The sequence below is a fragment of the Paraburkholderia sp. genome (assembly GCF_050742655.1).
Classification (GTDB): domain Bacteria; phylum Pseudomonadota; class Gammaproteobacteria; order Burkholderiales; family Burkholderiaceae; genus Paraburkholderia.
This window is the reverse complement of the sequence record NZ_JBOIGG010000017.1, coordinates 110026-131548: the sequence shown is the minus strand read 5'-3', so window position 1 is coordinate 131548 and position 21523 is coordinate 110026. Positions and strand designations below refer to the sequence as shown.

At 66.1% G+C, this 21523-nt stretch carries 17 protein-coding genes and 1 riboswitch; of the genes, 9 read left to right on the top strand and 8 right to left on the bottom strand.

Annotated features, from left to right (window positions below; translation table 11 throughout):
• Nucleotides 1–118: 118 nt before the first annotated feature.
• Together ACREXZ_RS22925 and ACREXZ_RS22920 are read left to right on the top strand one after the other, a co-directional pair.
• Nucleotides 119–4822 carry a glutamate synthase-related protein gene (locus tag ACREXZ_RS22925; RefSeq protein ID WP_431766405.1) on the top strand — a complete coding sequence of 1568 codons (4704 nt, stop codon included), beginning with the start codon at nucleotides 119–121 and terminating at the stop codon, nucleotides 4820–4822.
• A gap of 102 nt (nucleotides 4823–4924) precedes the next feature.
• On the top strand, nucleotides 4925–6391 hold the full coding sequence (locus ACREXZ_RS22920) for a glutamate synthase subunit beta (RefSeq protein ID WP_431766404.1): 1467 nt from the start codon (nucleotides 4925–4927) through the stop codon (nucleotides 6389–6391).
• A 159-nt stretch (nucleotides 6392–6550) separates the two neighbouring features.
• Here ACREXZ_RS22920 and ACREXZ_RS22915 read toward each other — a convergent pair whose 3' ends face one another.
• Together ACREXZ_RS22915 and ACREXZ_RS22910 are read right to left on the bottom strand one after the other, a co-directional pair.
• Nucleotides 6551–7819, bottom strand: a complete 1269-nt coding sequence (locus ACREXZ_RS22915; RefSeq protein ID WP_431766403.1) for a D-amino acid dehydrogenase — start codon at nucleotides 7817–7819, stop codon at nucleotides 6551–6553.
• Nucleotides 7820–7833: 14 nt separating this feature from the next.
• Nucleotides 7834–9114, bottom strand: a complete 1281-nt coding sequence (locus ACREXZ_RS22910; protein ID WP_431766402.1) for an MFS transporter — start codon at nucleotides 9112–9114, stop codon at nucleotides 7834–7836.
• A gap of 293 nt (nucleotides 9115–9407) precedes the next feature.
• Here ACREXZ_RS22910 and ACREXZ_RS22905 point away from each other — a divergent pair, with 293 nt between their 5' ends.
• Nucleotides 9408–10355, top strand: a complete 948-nt coding sequence (locus ACREXZ_RS22905) for a tyrosine-protein phosphatase (RefSeq protein ID WP_431766401.1) — start codon at nucleotides 9408–9410, stop codon at nucleotides 10353–10355.
• Between the two features lie 203 nt (nucleotides 10356–10558).
• Here the strand turns inward: ACREXZ_RS22905 and ACREXZ_RS22900 are convergent, their stop codons facing one another.
• Together ACREXZ_RS22900 and ACREXZ_RS22895 are read right to left on the bottom strand one after the other, a co-directional pair.
• Complete coding sequence (locus tag ACREXZ_RS22900; RefSeq protein ID WP_431766400.1) at nucleotides 10559–11965, bottom strand: ATP-binding protein; 1407 nt, start codon at nucleotides 11963–11965, stop codon at nucleotides 10559–10561.
• Between the two features lie 5 nt (nucleotides 11966–11970).
• Complete coding sequence (locus tag ACREXZ_RS22895) at nucleotides 11971–12768, bottom strand: response regulator (protein ID WP_431766399.1); 798 nt, start codon at nucleotides 12766–12768, stop codon at nucleotides 11971–11973.
• 317 nt (nucleotides 12769–13085) lie between these two features.
• Here ACREXZ_RS22895 and ACREXZ_RS22890 point away from each other — a divergent pair, with 317 nt between their 5' ends.
• The 4 genes from ACREXZ_RS22890 (at nucleotide 13086) to ACREXZ_RS22875 (ending at nucleotide 15043) form a co-directional block, all read left to right on the top strand.
• Nucleotides 13086–13301 (top strand): hypothetical protein, encoded by a 216-nt coding sequence (locus ACREXZ_RS22890; RefSeq protein ID WP_431766398.1) that lies wholly within the window; start codon nucleotides 13086–13088, stop codon nucleotides 13299–13301.
• Between the two features lie 42 nt (nucleotides 13302–13343).
• Complete coding sequence (locus tag ACREXZ_RS22885) at nucleotides 13344–13511, top strand: DUF6726 family protein (protein ID WP_431766449.1); 168 nt, start codon at nucleotides 13344–13346, stop codon at nucleotides 13509–13511.
• A 58-nt stretch (nucleotides 13512–13569) separates the two neighbouring features.
• Nucleotides 13570–14268, top strand: coding sequence for a hypothetical protein (locus tag ACREXZ_RS22880; protein WP_431766448.1), 699 nt, complete (start codon nucleotides 13570–13572; stop codon nucleotides 14266–14268).
• An 85-nt stretch (nucleotides 14269–14353) separates the two neighbouring features.
• Nucleotides 14354–15043, top strand: a complete 690-nt coding sequence (locus tag ACREXZ_RS22875) for a flagellar basal body L-ring protein FlgH (protein ID WP_431766397.1) — start codon at nucleotides 14354–14356, stop codon at nucleotides 15041–15043.
• A 29-nt stretch (nucleotides 15044–15072) separates the two neighbouring features.
• On the opposite strand, the gene ACREXZ_RS22870 is transcribed toward ACREXZ_RS22875, so the two are convergent.
• From ACREXZ_RS22870 to ACREXZ_RS22855, 4 genes are all read right to left on the bottom strand, one after another.
• Nucleotides 15073–15834 carry a response regulator gene (locus ACREXZ_RS22870; RefSeq protein ID WP_431766396.1) on the bottom strand — a complete coding sequence of 254 codons (762 nt, stop codon included), beginning with the start codon at nucleotides 15832–15834 and terminating at the stop codon, nucleotides 15073–15075.
• Nucleotides 15835–15977: 143 nt separating this feature from the next.
• Nucleotides 15978–16619, bottom strand: a complete 642-nt coding sequence (locus tag ACREXZ_RS22865; protein ID WP_431766395.1) for a hypothetical protein — start codon at nucleotides 16617–16619, stop codon at nucleotides 15978–15980.
• Nucleotides 16620–16936: 317 nt separating this feature from the next.
• Nucleotides 16937–17719, bottom strand: coding sequence for an SDR family NAD(P)-dependent oxidoreductase (locus tag ACREXZ_RS22860; protein ID WP_431766394.1), 783 nt, complete (start codon nucleotides 17717–17719; stop codon nucleotides 16937–16939).
• Entirely contained in the window at nucleotides 17716–19467 is a 1752-nt protein-coding gene (locus ACREXZ_RS22855; RefSeq protein WP_431766393.1) for an ABC transporter ATP-binding protein/permease, read from the bottom strand. Before ACREXZ_RS22855 ends, ACREXZ_RS22860 begins: the two co-directional genes overlap by 4 nt.
• Nucleotides 19468–19769: 302 nt before the next feature.
• Nucleotides 19770–19881: riboswitch (TPP riboswitch) on the top strand.
• Nucleotides 19882–20073: 192 nt separating this feature from the next.
• Between ACREXZ_RS22855 and ACREXZ_RS22850 the strand changes: the two genes are divergently transcribed.
• Both ACREXZ_RS22850 and thiS read left to right on the top strand, forming a co-directional pair.
• Complete coding sequence (locus tag ACREXZ_RS22850; RefSeq protein ID WP_431766392.1) at nucleotides 20074–21237, top strand: FAD-dependent oxidoreductase; 1164 nt, start codon at nucleotides 20074–20076, stop codon at nucleotides 21235–21237.
• A 56-nt stretch (nucleotides 21238–21293) separates the two neighbouring features.
• Nucleotides 21294–21491: a sulfur carrier protein ThiS gene (gene thiS / locus ACREXZ_RS22845; RefSeq protein WP_431766447.1), complete on the top strand. Its 198-nt coding sequence runs from the start codon at nucleotides 21294–21296 to the stop codon at nucleotides 21489–21491.
• Nucleotides 21492–21523 lie beyond the last annotated feature (32 nt).

The window sequence follows — 21523 nt, the reverse complement described above, 5'->3', positions numbered from 1 at the left end:
CCCCGGCACACGACGCCGGAAGCCCGATCGCCCGCGCGGCTGCACACCCGGCACGGCAGATGGCGAAAACAACAATTGGTTTTAACGGCCGCCCCGGCCTCTTTCAGACGGTGTCCCCATGAACGACCCCCTGCAACCGACGTCCTCGGTGCCCGCCGCCCAAGGTCTGTACGACCCGCAAAACGAACACGACGCCTGCGGCGTCGGCTTCGTCGCTCACATCAAGGGCAAGAAAAGCCACGAGATCATTCAGCAAGGCCTGAAGATCCTGGAGAATCTCGATCACCGCGGCGCGGTCGGCGCAGATCCGTTGATGGGCGACGGCGCGGGCATCCTGATCCAGATTCCGGACGGCTTCTATCGCGAAGAGATGGCGAAGCAGGGCGTCACGCTGCCGCCGAACGGTGAGTACGGCGTCGGCATGATCTTCCTGCCGAAGGAACATGCGTCCCGGCTCGCATGCGAACAGGAGCTGGAGCGCACGGTGAAGGCCGAAGGCCAGGTCGTGCTGGGCTGGCGCGACGTGCCGGTCGATCACGCGATGCCGATCTCGCCGACGGTGAAGGCGAGCGAGCCGCTGATCCGCCAGATCTTCATCGGCCGCGGCAAGGACATCATGGTGACCGACGCGCTCGAGCGGAAGCTGTACGTGATCCGCAAGACCGCGAGTCACCGCATCCAGGCGCTGAAGCTCAAGCACGGCAAGGAATATTTCGTGCCGTCGTGCTCGGCGCGCACGGTCGTCTACAAGGGGCTGCTGCTCGCGGGTCAGGTCGGCGTGTATTACCGCGACCTGCAGGACGAGCGCGTCGTGTCGGCGCTCGCGCTCGTGCACCAGCGCTTCTCGACCAACACGTTCCCGGCGTGGGAACTGGCTCACCCGTACCGGATGATCGCGCACAACGGCGAGATCAACACGGTGAAGGGCAACGTCAACTGGCTGAACGCGCGGACCGGCGCGATCGCGAGCCACGTGCTCGGCGACGATCTGCCGAAGCTGTGGCCGCTGATCTATCCGGGCCAGTCCGACACCGCATCGTTCGACAACTGTCTCGAACTGCTCGTGATGGCCGGCTACCCGCTCGTGCACGCGGTGATGATGATGATCCCCGAAGCGTGGGAGCAGCACACGCTGATGGACGACAATCGCCGCGCGTTCTACGAGTACCACGCCGCGATGATGGAGCCGTGGGACGGCCCCGCCGCGATCGCGTTCACCGACGGCCGGCAGATCGGCGCGACGCTCGACCGTAACGGTCTGCGTCCGGCGCGCTACATCATCACGGATGACGACCTGGTCATCATGGCGTCGGAAGCGGGCACGCTGCCCATTCCCGAATCGAAGATCGTCAAGAAGTGGCGCCTGCAGCCGGGCAAGATGTTCCTGATCGACATGGATCACGGCCGCATCATCGACGACAAGGAACTGAAGGACAACCTCGCGAACGCGAAGCCGTACAAGAGCTGGATCGACGCGGTGCGGATCAAGCTCGACGAGATCGAGCCGAAGGCCGAAGACGTCGTCACGGAACGCCGCGAAGCGGCCGCGCTGCTCGATCGCCAGCAGGCGTTCGGCTACACGCAGGAAGACCTCAAGTTCCTGATGGCGCCGATGGCGCAGGCGGGCGAGGAAGCGGTCGGCTCCATGGGCAACGACTCGCCGCTCGCGGTGATGTCGAACAAGAACAAGACGCTGTACCACTACTTCAAGCAGCTGTTCGCGCAGGTGACGAACCCGCCGATCGACCCGATCCGTGAAAACATGGTGATGTCGCTCGTGTCGTTCGTCGGCCCGAAGCCGAACCTGCTCGACACGAACAACATCAACCCGCCGATGCGCCTCGAAGTGTCGCAGCCGGTGCTCGACTTCAGGGACATCGCGAAGATCCGCGCGATCGATCAATACACCGGCGGCAAGTTCAGCTCGTACGAGCTGAACATCTGCTACCCGGTCGCGTGGGGCAAGGAAGGCATCGAGGCGCGTCTCGCGTCGCTGTGCGCCGAAGCCGTCGACGCGGTGAAGTCCGGCTACAACATGCTGATCGTGTCGGACCGCAAGACCGACCGCGACAACGTCGCGATCCCGGCGCTGCTGGCTACCGCTGCGATCCATACGCATCTCGTGCAGCACGGTCTGCGCACGAGCGCGGGTCTCGTCGTCGAAACCGGCTCGGCTCGTGAAACGCACCACTTCGCGCTGCTGGCGGGCTACGGCGCCGAAGCCGTGCATCCGTACCTCGCGCTGGAAACGCTCGCGCAGTTCGCAGCTGGCCTGAAGGGCGACCTGTCGGCCGACAAGGCGATCTACAACTTCACGAAGGCGGTCGGCAAGGGCCTGCAGAAGGTCATGTCGAAGATGGGCATTTCGACCTACATGTCGTACACCGGCGCGCAGATCTTCGAAGCGGTCGGCCTCGCCGAAGATCTCGTCGCGAAGTACTTCAAGGGCACGGCGTCGAAAGTCGGTGGGATTGGTCTGTTCGACGTCGCCGAAGAAGCGATCCGTCTGCATCGCGATGCGTTCGGCGACAACCCGGTCCTCGCGAACATGCTCGACGCGGGCGGCGAGTACGCGTACCGCGTGCGCGGCGAAGATCACATGTGGACGCCCGACGCGATCGCGAAGCTGCAGCATTCGGCGCGCAGCAACTCATATCAGACGTACAAGGAATACGCGCATCTGATCAACGATCAGACGAAGCGTCACATGACCTTCCGCGGCCTGTTCGAGTTCAAGGTCGACCCGATGAAGGCGATTCCGCTCGACGACGTCGAGTCGGCGAAGGACATCGTCAAGCGTTTCGCGACGGGCGCGATGTCGCTCGGCTCGATCAGCACCGAGGCGCACACCACGCTCGCGATCGCGATGAACCGGATCGGCGGCAAGTCGAACACCGGCGAAGGCGGCGAGGACGAGAACCGTTATCGCAACGAACTGCGCGGCATTCCGATCAAGAACGGCGACACGCTGAAGTCGGTGATCGGCGACGAGATCATGCGCGACATTCCGCTGAAGGACGGCGATTCGCTGCGCTCGAAGATCAAGCAGGTCGCGTCGGGCCGCTTCGGCGTCACGGCTCAGTACCTCGCGTCGGCCGACCAGATCCAGATCAAGATGGCGCAGGGCGCGAAGCCGGGCGAAGGCGGCCAGCTGCCGGGTCACAAGGTGTCCGAGTACATCGGCAAGCTGCGTTACTCGGTGCCGGGTGTCGGCCTGATCTCGCCGCCGCCGCACCACGACATCTATTCGATCGAAGATCTCGCGCAGTTGATCCACGATCTGAAGAACGTGAATCCTGTGGCGAGCATCTCGGTGAAGCTGGTGTCGGAAGTGGGCGTCGGCACGGTGGCGGCCGGGGTCGCGAAGGCGAAGGCCGATCACGTCGTGATCGCGGGCCACGACGGCGGCACCGGCGCATCGCCGCTGTCGTCGCTGAAGCACGCGGGCACGCCGTGGGAGCTCGGTCTCGCCGAAACGCAGCAGACGCTCGTGCTGAACCGCTTGCGCGGCCGCATCCGCGTGCAGGCCGACGGCCAGATGAAGACCGGCCGCGACGTCGTGATCGGCGCGCTGCTCGGCGCCGACGAATTCGGTTTTGCCACGGCACCGCTCGTCGTCCAGGGCTGCATCATGATGCGCAAGTGCCATCTGAACACGTGCCCGGTCGGCGTTGCGACGCAGGACCCGGTGCTGCGCACGAAATTCCAGGGCCAGCCGGAACACGTCGTCAACTTCTTCTTCTTCATCGCTGAAGAAGTGCGCGAAATCATGGCGCAGCTCGGCATCCGCAAGTTCGACGATCTGATTGGCCGCGCGGATCTGCTCGACACGAAGAAGGGCGTCGAGCACTGGAAGGCGAAGGGTCTCGACTTCTCGCGCGTGTTCTACCTGCCGCAGGTGCCGGCGGACGTCGCGCGTCTGCACGTCGACTCGCAGGATCACGGCCTCGAGCGCGCGCTCGATCACACGCTGATCGAGAAGGCGAAGGTCGCGATCGACAAGGGCGAGCATGTGTCGTTCATCCAGCCGGTGCGTAACGTGAACCGCACGGTCGGCGCGATGCTGTCCGGCATGGTCGCGAAGAAGTACGGCCACGACGGGCTGCCCGACGACACGATCCACATCCAGCTGAAGGGCACGGCGGGTCAGAGCTTCGGTGCGTTCCTGGCTAAGGGCATCACGCTCGATCTCGTCGGCGATGGCAACGACTACGTCGGCAAGGGGCTGTCGGGCGGCCGCATCATCATCCGTCCGACCAACGATTTCCGCGGCAAGTCCGAAGAAAACATCATCTGCGGCAACACGGTGATGTACGGCGCGATCGAAGGCGAAGCGTTCCTGCGCGGTGTTGCGGGCGAACGCTTCTGCGTGCGTAACTCGGGTGCGACGGCGGTCGTCGAAGGCACCGGCGACCACGGCTGCGAATACATGACGGGTGGCACGGTCGTCGTGCTCGGCGAGACGGGGCGCAACTTCGCGGCCGGCATGTCGGGCGGCCTAGCGTACGTGTACGACCCGGACAACACGTTTGCGGCGAAGTGCAACAAGGCGATGGTCGCACTCGATCCGGTCCTGCAGCAGGCGGAACAGGAACGCACGGTCGAACCCGCGCTGTGGCACGGCGGCCAGACCGACGAGGCGCTGCTGAAGGGGCTCATCGAACGTCACTTCCAGTTCACGGGCTCGACGCGTGCGAAAGCGTTGCTTGAAAACTGGGATGCGGCGCGGCGCCAGTTCGTGAAGGTATTCCCGACCGAATACCGTCGCGCGCTCGGCGAACTGGGCGCGAAGAAGGCCAGCAAGGAAGTGCTGGCGGCCTGATTCATACCCGCGACGCGACGACGAAAACGACGAAGCAGCCCGCTGCAGCAAATGCGGCGGGCGACGCTCCCCTCACCGAATACCGATAGACACGAGAACCACATGGGCAAGGCAACCGGCTTTCTCGAGTTCGAACGCCGCCACGAGGCGTACGAAGCTCCGCTCACGCGTGTGAAGCACTACAAGGAATTCGTGTCGGCACTGACCGACGACGAAGCGAAGATCCAGGGCGCACGCTGCATGGACTGCGGCATTCCGTTCTGCAACAACGGCTGCCCGGTGAACAACATCATCCCGGACTTCAACGACCTGGTGTTCCATCAGGACTGGAAGAACGCGATCGAGGTGCTGCACTCGACCAACAACTTCCCCGAGTTCACGGGCCGCATCTGCCCGGCGCCGTGCGAAGCGGCGTGCACGCTCGGCATCAACGACGACCCGGTCGGCATCAAGTCGATCGAGCATGCGATCATCGACAAGGCCTGGACCGAAGGCTGGGTCGCGCCGCTGCCGCCGAAGCACAAGACCGGCAAGAAGGTCGCCGTGGTCGGTTCCGGCCCGGCGGGCCTCGCGGCCGCACAGCAACTCGCGCGCGCGGGCCACGACGTGACGGTGTTCGAGAAGAACGACCGGATCGGCGGCCTGCTGCGTTACGGCATCCCTGACTTCAAGCTCGAGAAGTGGCTGATCGACCGCCGCATGCGTCAGATGGAAGCGGAAGGCGTGACGTTCCGCCCGAACGTGTTCGTCGGCCGCGAACCGTTGCCCGCGCACATCGGCAACACCGCGAAGGAAACCGTCACGCCCGACGAGCTCAAAGAGCAGTTCGACGCGGTCGTGATCTCCGGCGGTTCGGAAACGCCGCGCGACCTGCCGGTACCGGGCCGCGAACTCGCGGGCATTCACTACGCGATGGAGTTCCTGCCGCAGCAGAACAAGATCAACGCGGGCGACAAGGTCGTCGATCAGCTGCTTGCGAAGGGCAAGCACGTGATCGTGATCGGCGGCGGCGATACGGGTTCCGACTGCGTCGGCACGTCGAATCGTCACGGTGCGAAGGACGTCACGCAGTTCGAACTGCTGCCGCAGCCGCCGGAAGAAGAGAACAAGCCGCTCGTCTGGCCGTACTGGCCGATCAAGCTGCGCACGTCGTCGTCGCACGAGGAAGGTTGCGAGCGCGACTGGGCCGTGGCGACCAAGCGCTTCGAAGGCAAGAACGGCAAGGTCGAGAAGCTGGTGGCCGTGCGCGTCGAATGGAAGGACGGCAAGATGCAGGAAGTGCCGGGCTCGGAGTTCGACATGAAGGCCGATCTCGTGCTGCTCGCGATGGGCTTCACGCAGCCGGTGTTGCCGGTGCTCGAAGCGTTCGGTGTCGACAAGGATGCGCGCGGCAACGTGCGCGCGGCGACCGAAGGCGACAAGGCTTACTACACGTCGGTCGACAAGGTGTTCGCGGCGGGCGACATGCGCCGCGGCCAGTCGCTCGTCGTGTGGGCGATCCGCGAAGGCCGTCAATGCGCGCGGTCGGTCGATGCGTACCTGATGGGCCATTCCGACCTGCCGCGCTGAACGGCGCGGGTTATCGTATAGTCGTCACTTCAGTTGTCACGACGGTGTGTCGTTCGACGCGGCACGCCGTTCACGCTTGCAGGACGGGTGGAGACGATGCGGTACAAAGCCGGGCGCCCGGAAGGGCGACCCGGCTTTTCTTTTTTGCGTCATCGTTGCTTACGCGCGCCTGTAGCGCGCGAGCGTAAGACCGTCGAGATCGAGTTCCGGCGTGCGCTGCGTCACCAGATCGGCGACCACGCGACCCGAGCCCATCGACATCGCCCAGCCGGTCGAGCCGTGTCCGAGGTTGATCCACAGATTGCCGATGCCGGATGGCCCGAGCAGCGGCGCACCGTCGGGCGTCATCGGCCGGCGCCCAACCCAGAAGTGCGCGGACGATGGTTTTGCCGCACGCGGAAACCAGTCGTCGAGCACTTTCATCAGCGTGTGCAACGCCTGTTCACGCAGCGTCGCGCGGCCGTTGCCGAGTTCGGCCGTGCCGGCCACGCGCAGGTTCGTGCCGAAGCGCGTGATCGCCGTCTTCAGCGATTCGTCCATCAGCGCGGCGCGCGGCGCTTTCTCGTCGTCGATCACGGGCAGCGTCGCCGAGTAGCCCTTCACCGGATAGAGCGGCACCTTCACGCCGAGCCGCGCGAGCAGCGCCGCGCTGTCGACGCCGAGCGCGACCACGACCGCATCCGCCGTGAGCATTTCCTTGCCGCGCGCGCTGTCGATCCGCACGCCGCGTACCGCGCCGCCCTGTACGTCGAGCGCGGTGACGTGCGTCTCAAAACGGAACTGCACGCCGGCCTTCTCGCACAGTGAGCGCAGTTCGCGGGTGAAGCGCGCGCAGTCGCCGGCTTCGTCGTCGGGCAGGTAGAGGCCCGACACGGGCGTCTGGCGTGCCCACTGCAGGCCCGGCTCGATCGCGACGCATTCGGCGGCGCTCACCTCGCGATGCACGATGCCGCCGTCGCGCAGCACCGCGAGCGAGGGCTGCGCAAGCTCGACGTCGTAGTCGCTGCGAAACAGTTGCAGATAGCCCTTGCTGCGGCCGTACTCGAACGGATAGCTCGAGCGGAACTCATGCAGGCACGCGCGGCTGTAGTACGCGATGCGCTGCATCCGCTGTTTGTTCACCCGGAACCGCGCGAGATCGCATTCGCGCAGCCAGCGCGCGATCCAGCGCCACTGCGCCGGGTCGAACGTGGGCCGGAAGATCAGTGGCGACATGGGCTGGAACATGTATTTCGCGATCTTCGTGGGCATGCCGGGCGCGGCCCACGGCGTGACGTAGCCGGGCGCGATCACGCCGGCGTTGCCGAAGCTCGTCGACAGCGCGACGTCGACCTCGCGTTCGATCACAGTCACTTCGCAGCCGCGTTCGCGCAGGTAGAAAGCCGTGGCGACGCCGATCACGCCGCCGCCGAGTACGATCGTTTGCATGGCGTGGGCGGTGGTCAGGGAGCGGGGGCCGTTGCTTCAGTGGCTTCGAGCGCTTCGGCTAGCGATTTGCCGCGCGTCTCGGGCAGGCAGAGCGCCGACACGATGACGAGCAGATAGCCGCTGCCCGCGACGATGCCCATCGATTTCACAAGCGTCGTCGTCTGCGACAGCGTGCCGACGAGAATCGGAAAGAACGAGCCGAGCCCACGGCCGAGGTTGTAGCAGAAGCCCTGACCCGAGCCGCGAATCGCATTCGGATACAGCTCGGACAGATACGCGCCGACGCCCGCGAAAATCCCCTGCACGACGATGCCGAGCGGAAAGCCGAGCAACAGCATCGCGCCATTGGTGATCGGCAGCATCGTGTACGCCATGCCGAGCGCGAACGAGCCGATTGCGAACAGCACGAACGACGCGCGCCGGCCGATCCGGTCGCACAGGATCGCGCCGACGATATACCCGCAGAACGACCCGACGATCAGCACGACGAGATAGCCGCTCGTGTTGAACACCGACAGATGCCGCACGGTTTTGAGGTAGGTCGGCAGCCACGTCGTGATCGCGTAGTAGCCGCCGAGCATGCCGGTGCACAGCGCGCTGCCGAGCAGCGTGGTCTTCAGATGCGGGAACGAAAAGATCTGCAGGAAATGCGATGTATCGAGGCCGTTGTCGCGCGCACGGCGCGTCGCGATATAGATGTCCGGATCGCTGACGTTGCGGCGGATGTAGAGGATCCACAGCGCGGGCAGCAGTCCGATCCAGAAGCACGCGCGCCACGCGTACTGCTCGGGCAGCAGCGCGAAGAACGCCCAGTACAGGATCGCGGCGGCGCCCCAGCCGAACGACCAGCTGCTCTGTACCGTGCCGACCGCTTTCGCGCGATGCTGCGGCGAGCGGATCGTCTCGGCCATCATGATCGTCACCACCGACCACTCACCACCGAAGCCGAAGCCCTGCAGCGTACGTGTGGTGAGCAATTGCCAGAACGAATTCGTGAAACCGGACAGGCACGTGAACACCGCGAAGGTTGCGATGGTCCACTGCAGGACGCGGATGCGGCCGTAGCGGTCGGCTAGAATGCCGGCGAGCCAGCCGCCGACAGCCGATGAGATCAGCGAGCCGGTCGCGATCATGCCGGCTTCGCTTTTCGTCATGCCCCAGGTGGCGATCAGGGTTGGGATCAGGAACGAGTAGATCATGAAGTCGAACGCGTCGACTGCGTAACCGCCGAATCCGGCGTACAGCGTGCGCCGCTCGCGGGTCGTCAACTCGGTGAACCACTGGAACGATCCCATTATTTTTCGTCTCCTCCTGTCTCGCGCGAGGGGCGGCGTGTGCCGCGGTGGCCCTTATTTTACGGTGCGTTATTCCGCATAACCAGTTGGAATAAAAAAGAAGCGAGACGGGGTGCGGCAGCCAGCGAGGCGGGTGCCGATCCGCTCCAGGAGCGGCCAGAGAGTTTCCTTACCGTATGTTGCACGGTAATTTTATTTTGCAGCGATACCGGTAAACTCTGCCGCTACGTATGCGCTGCATGCGATCCTCGACTTCCTCTGCGCGCGAGCGCTCACTCAGGACGGCTCGACCCATGACTCTCACTGCGACAGCCCGCTCGTTGTGCTCGTCCGCCACGCGGCGGCGCAGCATCGCGACGCGCGAACCGGCCGCCTTGCAGGTGGACGGGGCCCGGCGCGCGTGGCTGAAGGGCACCGGCGCGCTTGCATTGTCCGGGTTCACGGGCACGCTGCTCGCGGGCTGCGGCGGGTCGATCTCAGACGATGCGGCGCCGACGCCACGTCTTGCGTCGGTCGCGAATTTCCGCGATGTCGGCGGCGCGGCGGAAGGCTACGTCACGGTCGACGGTGCGCGTGTGCAGCGCGGCCGCTTCTATCGTTCGAGCGCACTCACGGCCAATGCGGCCGACAAGGCGGTGCTCGACACCCTTACGATCGCCGTCGACTACGACCTGCGCACGCCAGGCGAGGTCGCACAGTCGCCGGACGTGATGCCTGCGGGCGCCGCGTACGTCAGCCTCAATATCGACGGCACGTCCGAGCCGCCGCAGATGTTGCCCGCCACGTCCGCGGACGCGGTTGCGATGATGGAAGCGCTGTGGCGCAGCTTCGTCAGCGGCGAAGCGCAGCGTACGGGTTTCGGCACGCTGCTCACGCGCCTCGCGAATACTCCGGGCGCGCAGCTCTTTCACTGCGACGACGGCAAGGACATTTCGGGATGGGTGTCGGCGGTACTGCTGAGCATCGCGAACGTCCCGTTCGACGTCGTGATGCAGGACTATCTGCTGTCGAACACGTACCTCGCGGCGTCGACGCAGACCACGCTCGCAGTGATCCGCGCGCAGCAGGGCGATGCCGCGGCGACGGCGGCCGTGCCGCTACACAACGCGCAGGCGAGCTTCCTGCAGGCGGCCGTCGATCAGGTGCAGGCGAGCTACGGCACGATGAACGCTTATCTCACCACGGGGCTTGGTTTGTCGCAGGCCACGGTCGGGCTGCTACACGCACGGCTCATCAACTGAGCGTCGCAAACGCGTTGCCGCTCAGTGCGCCGCATAAAAAAACGCAAAAAAAACGGCCCGGTCGCCGTGCCGGGCGAGCGGACCGAAGGGGGTGGCTCACAGAGCCAGCTCGCACTATACCTGCGGGTTTTCGCGCAGAGGCGCATCGGTAAGGCAGGGTAAGCAAGCGACCCCGCGAGGCAAGAAACAGCAATATTTCGCGCTCACGCGAGCGCCTTGGCGCGCTCCTGCGGATCCGGTTTCTGCGGATGGTGCGGATGGTGCAGACCATCCGCTCGATCGATACGATCGTTCCGGTTCACACTGACGTCGATCCGCTCCGCTCCACCCCGTTCGGGCCGCGCTTCCTGCGCAACCGGCAAAACAAGCTGAATCCACAGTCCACCGTCGGGATGGTTGCGCACCTCGCAGCGTCCACCGCGATCCTGGGCGAGCCGCGCAACGATCGCGAGCCCGAGCCCGCAGTGACCATCGCCGCCGCGGGCCGCGTCGAGCCGCACGAACGGTTTCATCGCAGCGGCGATGCGATCTTCGGCGATACCGTCGCCGTGATCGCGCACGCTGACGATCCAGTGACGGCCGTCGCGTGAGGTCGAAATCTCGACCGGCGGCGCGCCGTGCTCGAGCGCGTTCTCGACCAGATTGGTGATCAGCCGGTCGAGCATCGTGCGCGGCAGCGTGAAACCTGGCCCGGCCCGCAGATCGAGCGCGAAGAGCGGTTCGTCGTCGAGCGCCTCGCCTCCCGAGAACTGCTCGCGCAGGAATGTCTCCACTTCGACAGGCGGTCCCGCGTCGGCAGCCTGGCCGGCGAACTCGAGGAACTGCTGGACGATGTTCGTCAGCGAGTCGATGTCACGGATGAAATCCGACCGGTCTTTCTCCGCGGCGAGCACGCTCGCGCGCAGCTTCAAGCGCGTGAGCGGCGCCTTCAGATCGTGCGCGACGCCCGCGAGCATCACGGCCTGATCGTCGTCGGCTTCATTCAGGCGTCGCATCATTCCGTTAAACGAACCGATCAGGTCGCGCAGTTCGCGCGGCCCCTGCTCGTCGATCGGCTCGGGCCGCCCGCCGTCGCCGAACGCGCGGGCTGTGTCCGCGACACGCGACAGCGGCCGCTGCATCTGCCATGCCGCCAGGAGCGACAGGATCAGCGCGGCGACCAGCATCGAGCCCGCCTCGACCAGGAAGCGTGGCTGCGGTGGAAGATCGACCGGCGCGACGATCCACATTGGCTTGTCGGGGAAGCGCACCCAGATGCGCGGCGGCCGCGCGTCGTCAGCGACGATCTGCGTGCCGGCCGGCAGATTGTCGAGCAGATGCTGACGCAGCTCGACGAGCGGAGGCTGGATCGGCGTGCGCAGATGTACCGCGCCCGGCATGTTCCAGGTGGGCACGAGATGCACGCGCAGCGCGGGCGCGAGTTCCGCACCGCTTGACGATTCGCCGTTCGCGGCATGCAGCACCAGCAGCATGCCGCGCGCGAAGCCGTCGATCTCGTGACGTGGCGGCTGCCGCACGACCAGCACGAACCAGCCTGCCTGCACGGCGAGCAGCACGACGGTGGACAGCAGCGCCATCCGGCCGAACAGTGAGTTCAACGGATTTTTCATGAGCCTCATGAGCCTGCCGCCGTGCCGTTGTCGGGGTTACCGACGCCGTCCGCCGCAGGCGGTTCGACATCAGAGGAGTCGGCAGAATCGAGGCCGGTCGCAGAGGCGTCCGGCACGAATACATAGCCCTTGCTGCGCACGGTCTGCACGTAGCGCGGGTTCGACGGGTCGTCTTCGATCACGCGGCGCAGGCGCCAGATCGGCACGTCGAGACTGCGGTCGCGGAACGCGAGGTCGTCGCGATGCACGAGGTCGTGAATCAGCGCGCGCGACAACACCTTGTACGGCTGTGTGCTGAAGATCTTCAGCAGCGCGAATTCGCTGTCGCGCAGCGTGACGCACGCGCCGTCGCGCAGCAGCGTGCGGGTCGCGTAGTCGAGTTCGAACGGCCCGAAGCGAAAGCGTTCGCGCGCTTCCGGCGCGCTCGGCGTCGCGGGACCGCGCCGCCGCAGCACCGCGTGGATGCGGACCAGCAGCTCGCGCGGATCGTAGGGTTTCGTGATGTAGTCGTCGGCGCCGAGCGACAACCCCGTGATGCGGTCAGCCACCGTGCCGCGCGCGGACGCGAAGATCACCGGGATGTCGTCGCCGGCGTCGCGCAGCGCAGCGAGCGCGCGCAGGCCGTCCGTCTTCGGCATCATGATGTCGAGCACGACCACCGACGGACGCTCTCTTTCGAGGCGCCGTTTGAGGTGTGTGCCATCGTGCAGTACGGATACGTCGAGCCCGTTCGATTGCAGGAACCGGCACAACAGATCGCGTACCACGGCATCGTCATCGACGATAAGGACCTGTGGATTCATCGCGAAATTTTAGACCGGCCGGCACCCGCTGCGGACGCCGGCTTTCTTACCTTTGCTTACATCCCCGCACAGCGAGGCGCGGCGGCCCTTTGAGCGGGCCTGTGCGCGCCTGCGCAGGCCTCGGGGAAATTTTTTGAGCGGCTTCGCAACGCGAAGTAAGCGCCACAGGAAACCGCGCGCTGCTTCGCCCATTGCACCTGTCGTCACCGCGCGAAGATTCACCTCGCAATACGTCGATCGGCGTCGCGCCACATTCGTCCGCGGCGTACGTCCGCGACCGGCGCGGCGTCGATTCCACTATTTTCGCGAGGCTCATCATGACCAATACCGTCGGTAACCATCACTCCACCTTTCCGCCGATCACCCATCCGCAGGCGGGCAGCAAGCCGGCCGCAACGGGCACTGCGGCCACCGCCCCGGCGGGCAGCGCCGCGCATACCGGTACCGAAGCGTCCGCCGCCGGTTCATCGATGTCGCCGATGCCGTCGTTGCCGACCGGTCTGGTCGGTCATCACGTCGACACTACCGCATAACGCGGAGCACCGGTGACCAGATCGATTTTCCAGAGAAGCGTGGTGCGCACAGCCGTGGGGTCGCTGCTGTGCGCGATGGTGCTGCTGCTTGGCGGCTGCGGCGTCGCCGCGCTGCCGTGCCGGGTCGCATCGGCCACGCTGAAGATTATCCCCGTCGTCGGACATGCGGCCGCTACGCCGTTCGACGCGTGTTCATCCGCCATCGACTAATACGATGAAACGAGCGTTGCTTGCGGGCGTCGCTGCATGGGTTGTGTCGACGCTGCCGATGACCGTCGACGCGCAGGGGCCGTACAGCCCCTCCGCGCACCCCAATCCGAACGCAGCGAACGCGGCGAATGCGGTAACCAGGGCGACCGCGAGCCGCGCGGCCGACGATGCGCGCACGCGCGCCGAGCCTGTGCCGTTCGCGTTTCGCGGCATTCCGCTCGGCGTCACGCTCGACGCGTTGCGCGCGAGCCGGACCGCGCGCGCGACGCCGCCGGGCAGCGAACTCGTCTGCGAGACCGACGTGAGCGCGGGCACGCTCGGCATGCGCCTGAAAGCGGAGGACAGCCTGATCGTCGCGTGCCGCTGGGCGCATCGCGCGAGCGACGGCTGGCGCATGTCGCGCGCGGTCGTCGACGGCGCACCGGCGGACGAGCACGTGCTCCGTTTCGCGCGTGTGTCCAGCGACGAGCCGCTGCGGCTCTTCGAGATCTCGTTCGTCGTCGACGGCGTGACCGCGGCGGATCTGCGCAGCGCGCTGGCAGTGCGCTACGGCGCGCCGCGCATGCTGACCAGTGCCGCCGACGCGGGCACGCCCGCGCTGCCCGTGTACGTATGGGAGAACGCGGTCAGCTCGATCACGCTGTGCCTGCTGCCCGCGACCGGCAACGGCACGCTGACGTATCTGCTGAAGGATCCCGATGCGCGGCTCAAGTCGGTCGAGCGGCTCTGGCAGGACGGTCTGCCGGAAACGGGCTGACCCGAATGAACCGGCCTTTGTCTTCGTTTGCCGCGCTGTCCACGCTATCCGCGCTTCAATACGTCACGCTCGCCAGGGAGCAGCCATGAACATTTCACGAGCCTTCGCCGTTACCTCGGTGACCGCCTGCATCGCCGCATACGTGGCCGCCCTGGCCGCGTGCTCGAGCGGGCCGCATTCGATCGTCGACACACCGATGGTCGCACCCGTCACGTCGGCACCGCTGAACGTTAACACGCAGGGCGCGATCTATCAGGCGGGCAGCTCGGTACTGCTGTACGAAACGCCGCGCGCGCAGCATATCGGCGATGTGCTGACGATCCGCCTCTCCGAGTCGTACACCGGCAACAGCAATTCGAATGCGTCGGCGAGCCGGTCGAGCGACATCAGCGCACAGGCCGCCGACAAATCGACGAACGCCGCCGCGAAGCTCGCGAAGCTATTCAACATCGGCTCGGCGAGCACGACGTTCAACGGGCAGGGCAGCATCTCGGATACGACCGGCATGTCGGGCACGCTGGCCGTGACGGTGATCGGTACGATGCCGACCGGCAACCTCGTCGTGTCCGGCGAGAAGATCATCGCGATGAACGGCAATCACGACCGTCTGCGGCTGTCGGGCGTCGTCAATCCGAAGGACGTTGAAGCGGGTAACTATGTCGATTCCGGCAAGGTCGCGAATGCGAAGATCGAACAGGCCGGCGAGGGCATGCTCGCCGACGCGACGACGATGGGCTGGCTGCAGCGGCTGTTCCTGAGCGTGCTGACGTTCTGAAGCGGGGCGGCCGTTGCCGCCCCCGTACGTTAAAGCTGCGCGGCCTGCTGCACTTCGGGCGCTTCCACGTAGCGTTCGGCGAAACCCACTTCGCCCTGCGGGACGAACACGTACCCGTGTCCCCACACCGTCTGCACGTAGCGCGGCTCCGACGGATCGGTTTCGATCAGCCGGCGCAGACGCCAGATCGATACGTCGAGACTCCGGTTGCGATACGCGCCGCCATGACCGTACAGCTTCTCGATGATCTGCGCGCGCGTCAGGATCGTCATCGCGTGATTGACGAACAGCTTGAGAATCGCGAACTCGCTTGAACGCAGCGGAATACGTTCGTCGTCGCGGCGCAGTTCGCGCGCCGGGAAGTTCACTTCGAACGGACCGAAGCGATACGGTGCCCGGCTTTCCGGTGCGCTCGATACCGGATTGCCGCGTCGTCGCAACACGGTGCGAATGCGCGCGACCAGTTCGCTCGGATCGAACGGCTTGCCAAGGTAATCGTCGGCGCCGAGTTCGAGGCCGATCACGCGATCGATCACATCGTTGCGCGCGGTCAGCAGGATCACGGGAATGTCGTCGCCGCTGGCACGCAACGCGCGCAGCGCGCTGATGCCATCGAGCTCCGGCATCATGATGTCGAGTACGACGAGTGCGGGCCGCTCGATCTGCAGACGGCGCTGCAGCGCGAGACCATCGTGCAGCACCGACACCGCGTAGCCGCGTGCCTGCAGATATTCGCGCGTGACGTCGCGCACCACGGAATCGTCGTCGACAAGCAGGATATGTTGGCTCATGCAGGGAATCCTAAGTGATGAGGACGCGTGCCGAAAGCACGCAAATCTTTCGTTTTCTTTCCTCGATGCGCGTTTGCCGGAGCAAAAACGCACGACCGTAAGACATCGCGGAACGGCTGCGACGACAGCGGACGCGACGCGCGTCAATCGGTGCGCGACGCCTGTAGCGCGGGCTTTTCCTGCGCATGCCGGTCGACCACCATTCGCGAGACAAGGCCGCCGAGCTTCACCGACGCGGTCGAAAAGCGGTCGGTGGCGAGGCCGCGCGTCTCGTAACGCGCGGTCACAACAACGCGGCCGCGCTGGAGCAAGGTCAGGTCGATCGTCGACAGATAGGGCGTCGGCTCGTCGCTGAACGCGCGCTGACCGTAGTCGATCGACGCCGCGTAGACGAGCTGCGCTTCGCAGCCAGGCGGCGAGGTGCCTGGGTTGTACAGGTCGGAGCGCACACCACGCTCGGTCAGCACCGTTTGCAAGGCGGGCACGAAGTCTCCGGTCGTGACCGTCTGGTTCACTTCGATGCAGACGTGCGGTACGTCGAGCGGCTTGCCGGTGACGTAGCTCGGCGACGAGTAATGCGTGGCGGCCGCGTAGCCCGCCTGGATCACGGAGCCGGTCGCATCGACGATCGAGATCAGCGTCCATGCGCAGCCGTTCAGTGTGAGCGTTGCAACGACGAGCGCCAGCGCGGCGGAGAGGCGCGCGCAGCGACGCGTGCTGCGGGCAGATGCGATTGGTGCGGGACGCAACGCGGCGCACGACGCGTGGTACGAGGCAGGGTGCATGGCGAGCCGCATCAGACGTCGAGCGGCTCAGCGTGCGACGCGACGCGTGGCCGGCGGGCAGGGCGGTCGTTCGGCATGAGCGCGGAATCCGGTAACGGTCAATTGCGGTAATGAGCGGTCAGTCGAGCCGCACATCGCCGGAACGATGCGTAACACGGAACGAAAGACGCGCGACATCACGCGGGGCATACCGCTATCGTCGCCGTTCGACGCGAAATCAAAACGGCGAACAGCCCGTCCGGAAGCCAAATGCTTTCCGAGTCTTGCCGTTTGTTTCGCGGGTTTTCGCGGAAGAGCTCAGCCGGGTTCGGCCAAACTCAGCCGAGCGTCAGGCCGCCGTCGATATGGATCACCTGGCCGGTGATGTGACGGGCTTCGTCGGAGAGGAGGAAAGCGATCAGCGCGGCGACGTCGTCGGGCTCGGCAATGCGGCCGAGTGGCGTCGCCTGCGCGGCGCGCGCCCATGCGGGCGCGTTGTCCGCGCTCGGGCCGCGCTCCTTGCGCGTGTAGCCGGGCGCGACGCAGTTCACTGTGACGCCGTACGGCGCGAGTTCGGCTGCGGCGGTTTTCGCGAGCGACTCGATCGCCGCTTTCGCGGCGGCCGTCGCGGCGAACGGTGTGTCGCCGCGATAGCGATGCGCGACGAACGAACTCAACGCAACGACCCGGCCACGCGACGACGTTTCGAGCGCGGGCGTCGCGCGTCGCACGAGTGCAGCGAAGGCCGCGGGCATCGCGGCGAACGCATCGGCGAATGCGTGCGCGTCGAGCGTACCGAGTGTCTGGCGTTGCGCGTGTCCCGCGTTCGCGACAAGCTGATCGAGCGCGCCAAACACGGCGAGCGTCTGATGAACGATGTGTTCGGCCGCGCCCGGTTCCGCGAGATCGCCGTACACGGTCGAGCACGCGGCACCGCGCGCGATGCAGTCGGCGGCGACCGCGTCGAGCCGGTGGCGCGCATCGGCATCCGCGCCGCGTGCATGCAGCATCAAGGCAATCTGCGGCTCGGCTAGCCGTCGAGCGAGTGCCGCACCGATTCCCGAACCCGCGCCGGTGATCAGCACGACCCGGCGTGCGGATTCCGAGGCTACGGTGCTCATGCGGCGACCGGCTCCGCGCTGCGCTCGACGTCGAGCGTCTCTTCGTGGAATGCGGCCAGCGACTCGCGATGCGCGACGCTGACGATCGCGGCCTTCGGCAGCCGCTCGGTGAACAGATGATAGAGACGCGCTTCGTTCTCGGCGTCGAGTGCGCTCGTCGCTTCGTCGAGGAACAGATAGTCCGGCTTGTGCAGCAGCACGCGCGCAGCGGCGAGACGTTGCTGCTCGCCCGGCGACAGGATGCGCGTCCAGTGGCCCGATTCCTCGAGACGATCCGCGTACTCCGAGAGCCGGCACACGCGCAGCGCCTCCGCGCATTCTTCGTCCGTGAACGTGCTCGCCGACGATGGGTAGGTGAGCGCGGCCTTCAGCGTGCCGATCGGCAGATAGCTCTGCTGCGGGACGAACATCATCCGCGCGTCGACGGGGGCATCGATCGAGCCGTCGCCGAACGGCCAGAGCCCGGCGAGCGCGCGCATCAGCGTGCTCTTGCCCGAGCCCGACGGGCCGCGCACGAGCCACCGCGAGCCCGGCTTGATCGCAACGTCGCGGATATTCGACAGCGCGTTGCCGTTCGGCAGGGCGAGCTTCAGGCCGTCGGTCGTGAGGTCGACGGAATCGATGTAGTGCAGCTTGATGCCACCGTGTTCGGTGGCCGGCGATACCGATTCCTTCAGACGCGGCGCATGCACGATGCGCTTGAATTCGCGCAGCCGGTTCACGGTCGCGCGCCATTCGACCAGCGTGCCGTAACTGTTGATGAACCACGAGAACGAATCGCTGACGGTGCCGAACGCCTGCGAGACCTGCATCAGCACGCCGAAGCTGAACGCACCCGCGAAATAGCGCGGCGCCGCGGCGACGAGCGGGAAGATGATCGCGATCTGGCTGTAGAAAGCCAGCACGAACGTCAGCCGTTTTGTGTACTTCATCACGGCCCACCAGTTGTCGCGGATCCGGCTGAAGAGCCCCTGCGAGGTCGTCTTCTCCGTTTCCATGCCGTCGTAGAACGCGATCTGTTCGGCGTTCTCGCGCAGCCGGATCAGACCGAAGCGGAAGTCCGCCTCGACGCGCTGCTGCTGGTAGTTGATCGACACGAGCGGATGGCCGACCTTCTGGATGATGAGCGAACCGGCCACCGCATACAGCGCGGCGGCCCACACCATGTAGCCGGGAATCTGCACCGGCATGCCGCCGAGCGTGACCGACAGCGCACCCGCGAGCGACCACAGGATCGTGATGAACGACACGAGCGTGACGAGCGTCGACAGCAGATCGAGCGTGAGCGACAGCGTGGTCGTTGCGAACGATTGCAGGTCGTCGCTGATCCGCTGGTCGGGGTTGTCGGCGAGACGGTCGCGCTCGATCCGGTAGAACGTCGCATCGCCGAGCCATTCGTTCAGATAGCGTGTGGTCAGCCACTGGCGCCAGCGGAAGCCGAGCATCTGGCGCAGATACCGGCCATATACCGCGAGGATGATGAAGCCGAACGCGAGCGCCGTGAATATGCCGAGCAGGCGCGGGAAGTCGTGTACGTCCTTGCTCTGCAGCGCGTTGTAGAAGTCCGCGTTCCAGCGGTTGAGCCGCACGTTGATCCACACGACGAGCAGATTGATCACGATGATCGTGACGAGCAGCCCCCATGCAACCTTGCGTTCCTCGGACACCCAGTACGGCCTGATCAGGCTCCACGCGGACACGCGGTCGTCTTTCGGCGGGGTGCTGCTGGAAGGGAGTGTGGTGGTCATGAGCATCCTGATGATGTGCCGGCTCAGGGCGGGTTGCGGTGGCGTCTCGCGTGGCCCGGTCGGTGCCGCGACGCGCGTGACCGGTCGATTTCCGCGATTCTCACGCGACCCGCTTAAGCCAGTCTTAATGGTCCGACGGTCCGGCGATCCTGCTGCACCGGCCCGCGCGGCCTTTCGGTTCACGGCATTGTGCCAGAGCACTGTGATTCGCCGTATTTGCGTCCACATCGGGCTGCATCGCCTCTGGCGCGGCGCCCCGGGGCCGGTTTGCGGCCGTCCGGGCTTTTATGGTCTAATGACCTTCGACGAAACAGGGGTGCTTTGCTTGCTGGCCATACGCCGCAGCGAGGCTGAGAGAAACCCTTTGCACCCGATCCGGGTAATACCGGCGCGGGAAGTTTCCGGAAGTCCTGTTGTCTTCCTTTTCTCCGCCGGGCGGGCACCTCCACGAGGGTGCAGTCCGGCCGGCCTCGCCCGCCGGTTTCGTCCTTGGGTACGTGCGCTTTCGCCGTACGGAAAGGAACCGATGAGCGCTTATTCTTCAGTCTTTTGCTTCGCCTGCCCGCTGGCCGGCGGCTTCGTGCCGTTCCGCCCGGATGCCGTGCGATGAACGCCGCCATGGATGCTGCGACTAGCCGGCCGGACTTCGCCGTGATCGGCGGCGGACTGTGCGGACGTCTCGTCGCGTGGCATCTCGCGGGCGCGGGGCATCGCGTCGCGCTTTACGAGCGCGGCGATGCGTCGGGCTCGCAGGCGGCCGCGTGGGTGGCCGCGGCGATGCTCGCGCCGCTCGCCGAAGCCGCGAGCGCCGAACTGCTGATCACGCAACTCGGTGCCGCGTCGCTCGAGGCCTGGCCGCGTCTGATCGCCGAGCTTCCGCTACCGGTGTTCTTCCAGCGTAACGGCTCGCTCATCGTGTGGCATCACGCGGACCGTACCGAGGCGTCGCTATTCGAGCGTCGCGTGCGTGCGAATGCGCCGGCTGAATGGCTCGACGAAGGCTTCGTCGCGCTGTCCGGCGCGCAGATCGGCGCGGCCGAGCCGGCGCTCGCGGGCCGCTTTGCGCAGGGCTGGCTGCTGCCGCGCGAAGGTCAACTTGACAACCGCCAGGTGCTGGCCGCGCTCGGCGCGGGGCTCGCGGCACGCGGCGTCGAACTGCACTGGAACACGCCTGTCGACGATCGCGCGATGCCCGCCGCGCACGTCACGATCGATTGCCGCGGCCTCGGCGCGAAGCCCGTGCTGCCGACGCTGCGCGGCATCCGCGGCGAAGTCGCGCGGGTGCATGCGCCGGGCATCGGGCTCACGCGGCCGGTGCGGCTGCTGCATCCGCGCTACCCGCTCTATATCGCACCGAAGCAGGACGACTTCTACGTGATCGGCGCGACCGAGGTCGAGGGCGAGGACATGTCGCCGGTGTCGGTGCGCTCGGCGCTCGAATTGCTGAGCGCCGCGTTCTCGGTACATCCGGCGTTCGGCGAGGCGCGCATTCTCGAACTGAACGCGCAGTGCCGGCCGACGCTGCCCGACCATCGTCCGGCGCTGGTCTGGAACGGCGCGCGCACGCTGCGCGTGAACGGCCTGTACCGGCACGGCTACATGATCGCGCCGGAAGTCGCGGACGAAGCCGCGCGTTTTGCGGTGGCGCTGCTCGATGGACGCGTCGCCGATACCGATGCGTTCGCGACATGGCGGCGCGACGCGCGCTGGAGCGAACTGTTTCATCTCGACGCGTTGAGCCAGCCGGACCCGGCACGCGAGCCCGCATGACCCCGACAACCTGCCTCTTGCCGCGCAATACCGAAGAACCGTATTCGATCGACACCATGGACATTCACATCAACCAGAAGCCGCTGACGTTGCCCGACGGCGCGACCGTCGCCGATGCGCTCGCCGCATGGGGCGCCCGGCCGCCGTTCGCGGTTGCGCTGAATGGCGATTTCGTCGCGCGCGCACAGCATGCAGCGCGCGCGCTGCAGCCGGGCGACCGGCTCGACGTCGTGCAACCCGTCGCGGGCGGCTGAGCCGCTCCCGCACCGTCAGACGCAAGGATTCA

Coding starts and splice junctions, on each gene's coding strand:
- ACREXZ_RS22925 (WP_431766405.1), top strand. CDS start 119: ATGAACGACCCCCTGCAACCGACGTCCTCGGTGCCCGCCGCCCAAGGT.
- ACREXZ_RS22920 (WP_431766404.1), top strand. CDS start 4,925: ATGGGCAAGGCAACCGGCTTTCTCGAGTTCGAACGCCGCCACGAGGCG.
- ACREXZ_RS22915 (WP_431766403.1), bottom strand. CDS start 7,819: ATGCAAACGATCGTACTCGGCGGCGGCGTGATCGGCGTCGCCACGGCT.
- ACREXZ_RS22910 (WP_431766402.1), bottom strand. CDS start 9,114: ATGGGATCGTTCCAGTGGTTCACCGAGTTGACGACCCGCGAGCGGCGC.
- ACREXZ_RS22905 (WP_431766401.1), top strand. CDS start 9,408: ATGACTCTCACTGCGACAGCCCGCTCGTTGTGCTCGTCCGCCACGCGG.
- ACREXZ_RS22900 (WP_431766400.1), bottom strand. CDS start 11,965: ATGAAAAATCCGTTGAACTCACTGTTCGGCCGGATGGCGCTGCTGTCC.
- ACREXZ_RS22895 (WP_431766399.1), bottom strand. CDS start 12,768: ATGAATCCACAGGTCCTTATCGTCGATGACGATGCCGTGGTACGCGAT.
- ACREXZ_RS22890 (WP_431766398.1), top strand. CDS start 13,086: ATGACCAATACCGTCGGTAACCATCACTCCACCTTTCCGCCGATCACC.
- ACREXZ_RS22880 (WP_431766448.1), top strand. CDS start 13,570: ATGACCGTCGACGCGCAGGGGCCGTACAGCCCCTCCGCGCACCCCAAT.
- ACREXZ_RS22875 (WP_431766397.1), top strand. CDS start 14,354: ATGAACATTTCACGAGCCTTCGCCGTTACCTCGGTGACCGCCTGCATC.
- ACREXZ_RS22870 (WP_431766396.1), bottom strand. CDS start 15,834: ATGAGCCAACATATCCTGCTTGTCGACGACGATTCCGTGGTGCGCGAC.
- ACREXZ_RS22865 (WP_431766395.1), bottom strand. CDS start 16,619: ATGCACCCTGCCTCGTACCACGCGTCGTGCGCCGCGTTGCGTCCCGCA.
- ACREXZ_RS22860 (WP_431766394.1), bottom strand. CDS start 17,719: ATGAGCACCGTAGCCTCGGAATCCGCACGCCGGGTCGTGCTGATCACC.
- ACREXZ_RS22855 (WP_431766393.1), bottom strand. CDS start 19,467: ATGACCACCACACTCCCTTCCAGCAGCACCCCGCCGAAAGACGACCGC.
- ACREXZ_RS22850 (WP_431766392.1), top strand. CDS start 20,074: ATGAACGCCGCCATGGATGCTGCGACTAGCCGGCCGGACTTCGCCGTG.
- thiS (WP_431766447.1), top strand. CDS start 21,294: ATGGACATTCACATCAACCAGAAGCCGCTGACGTTGCCCGACGGCGCG.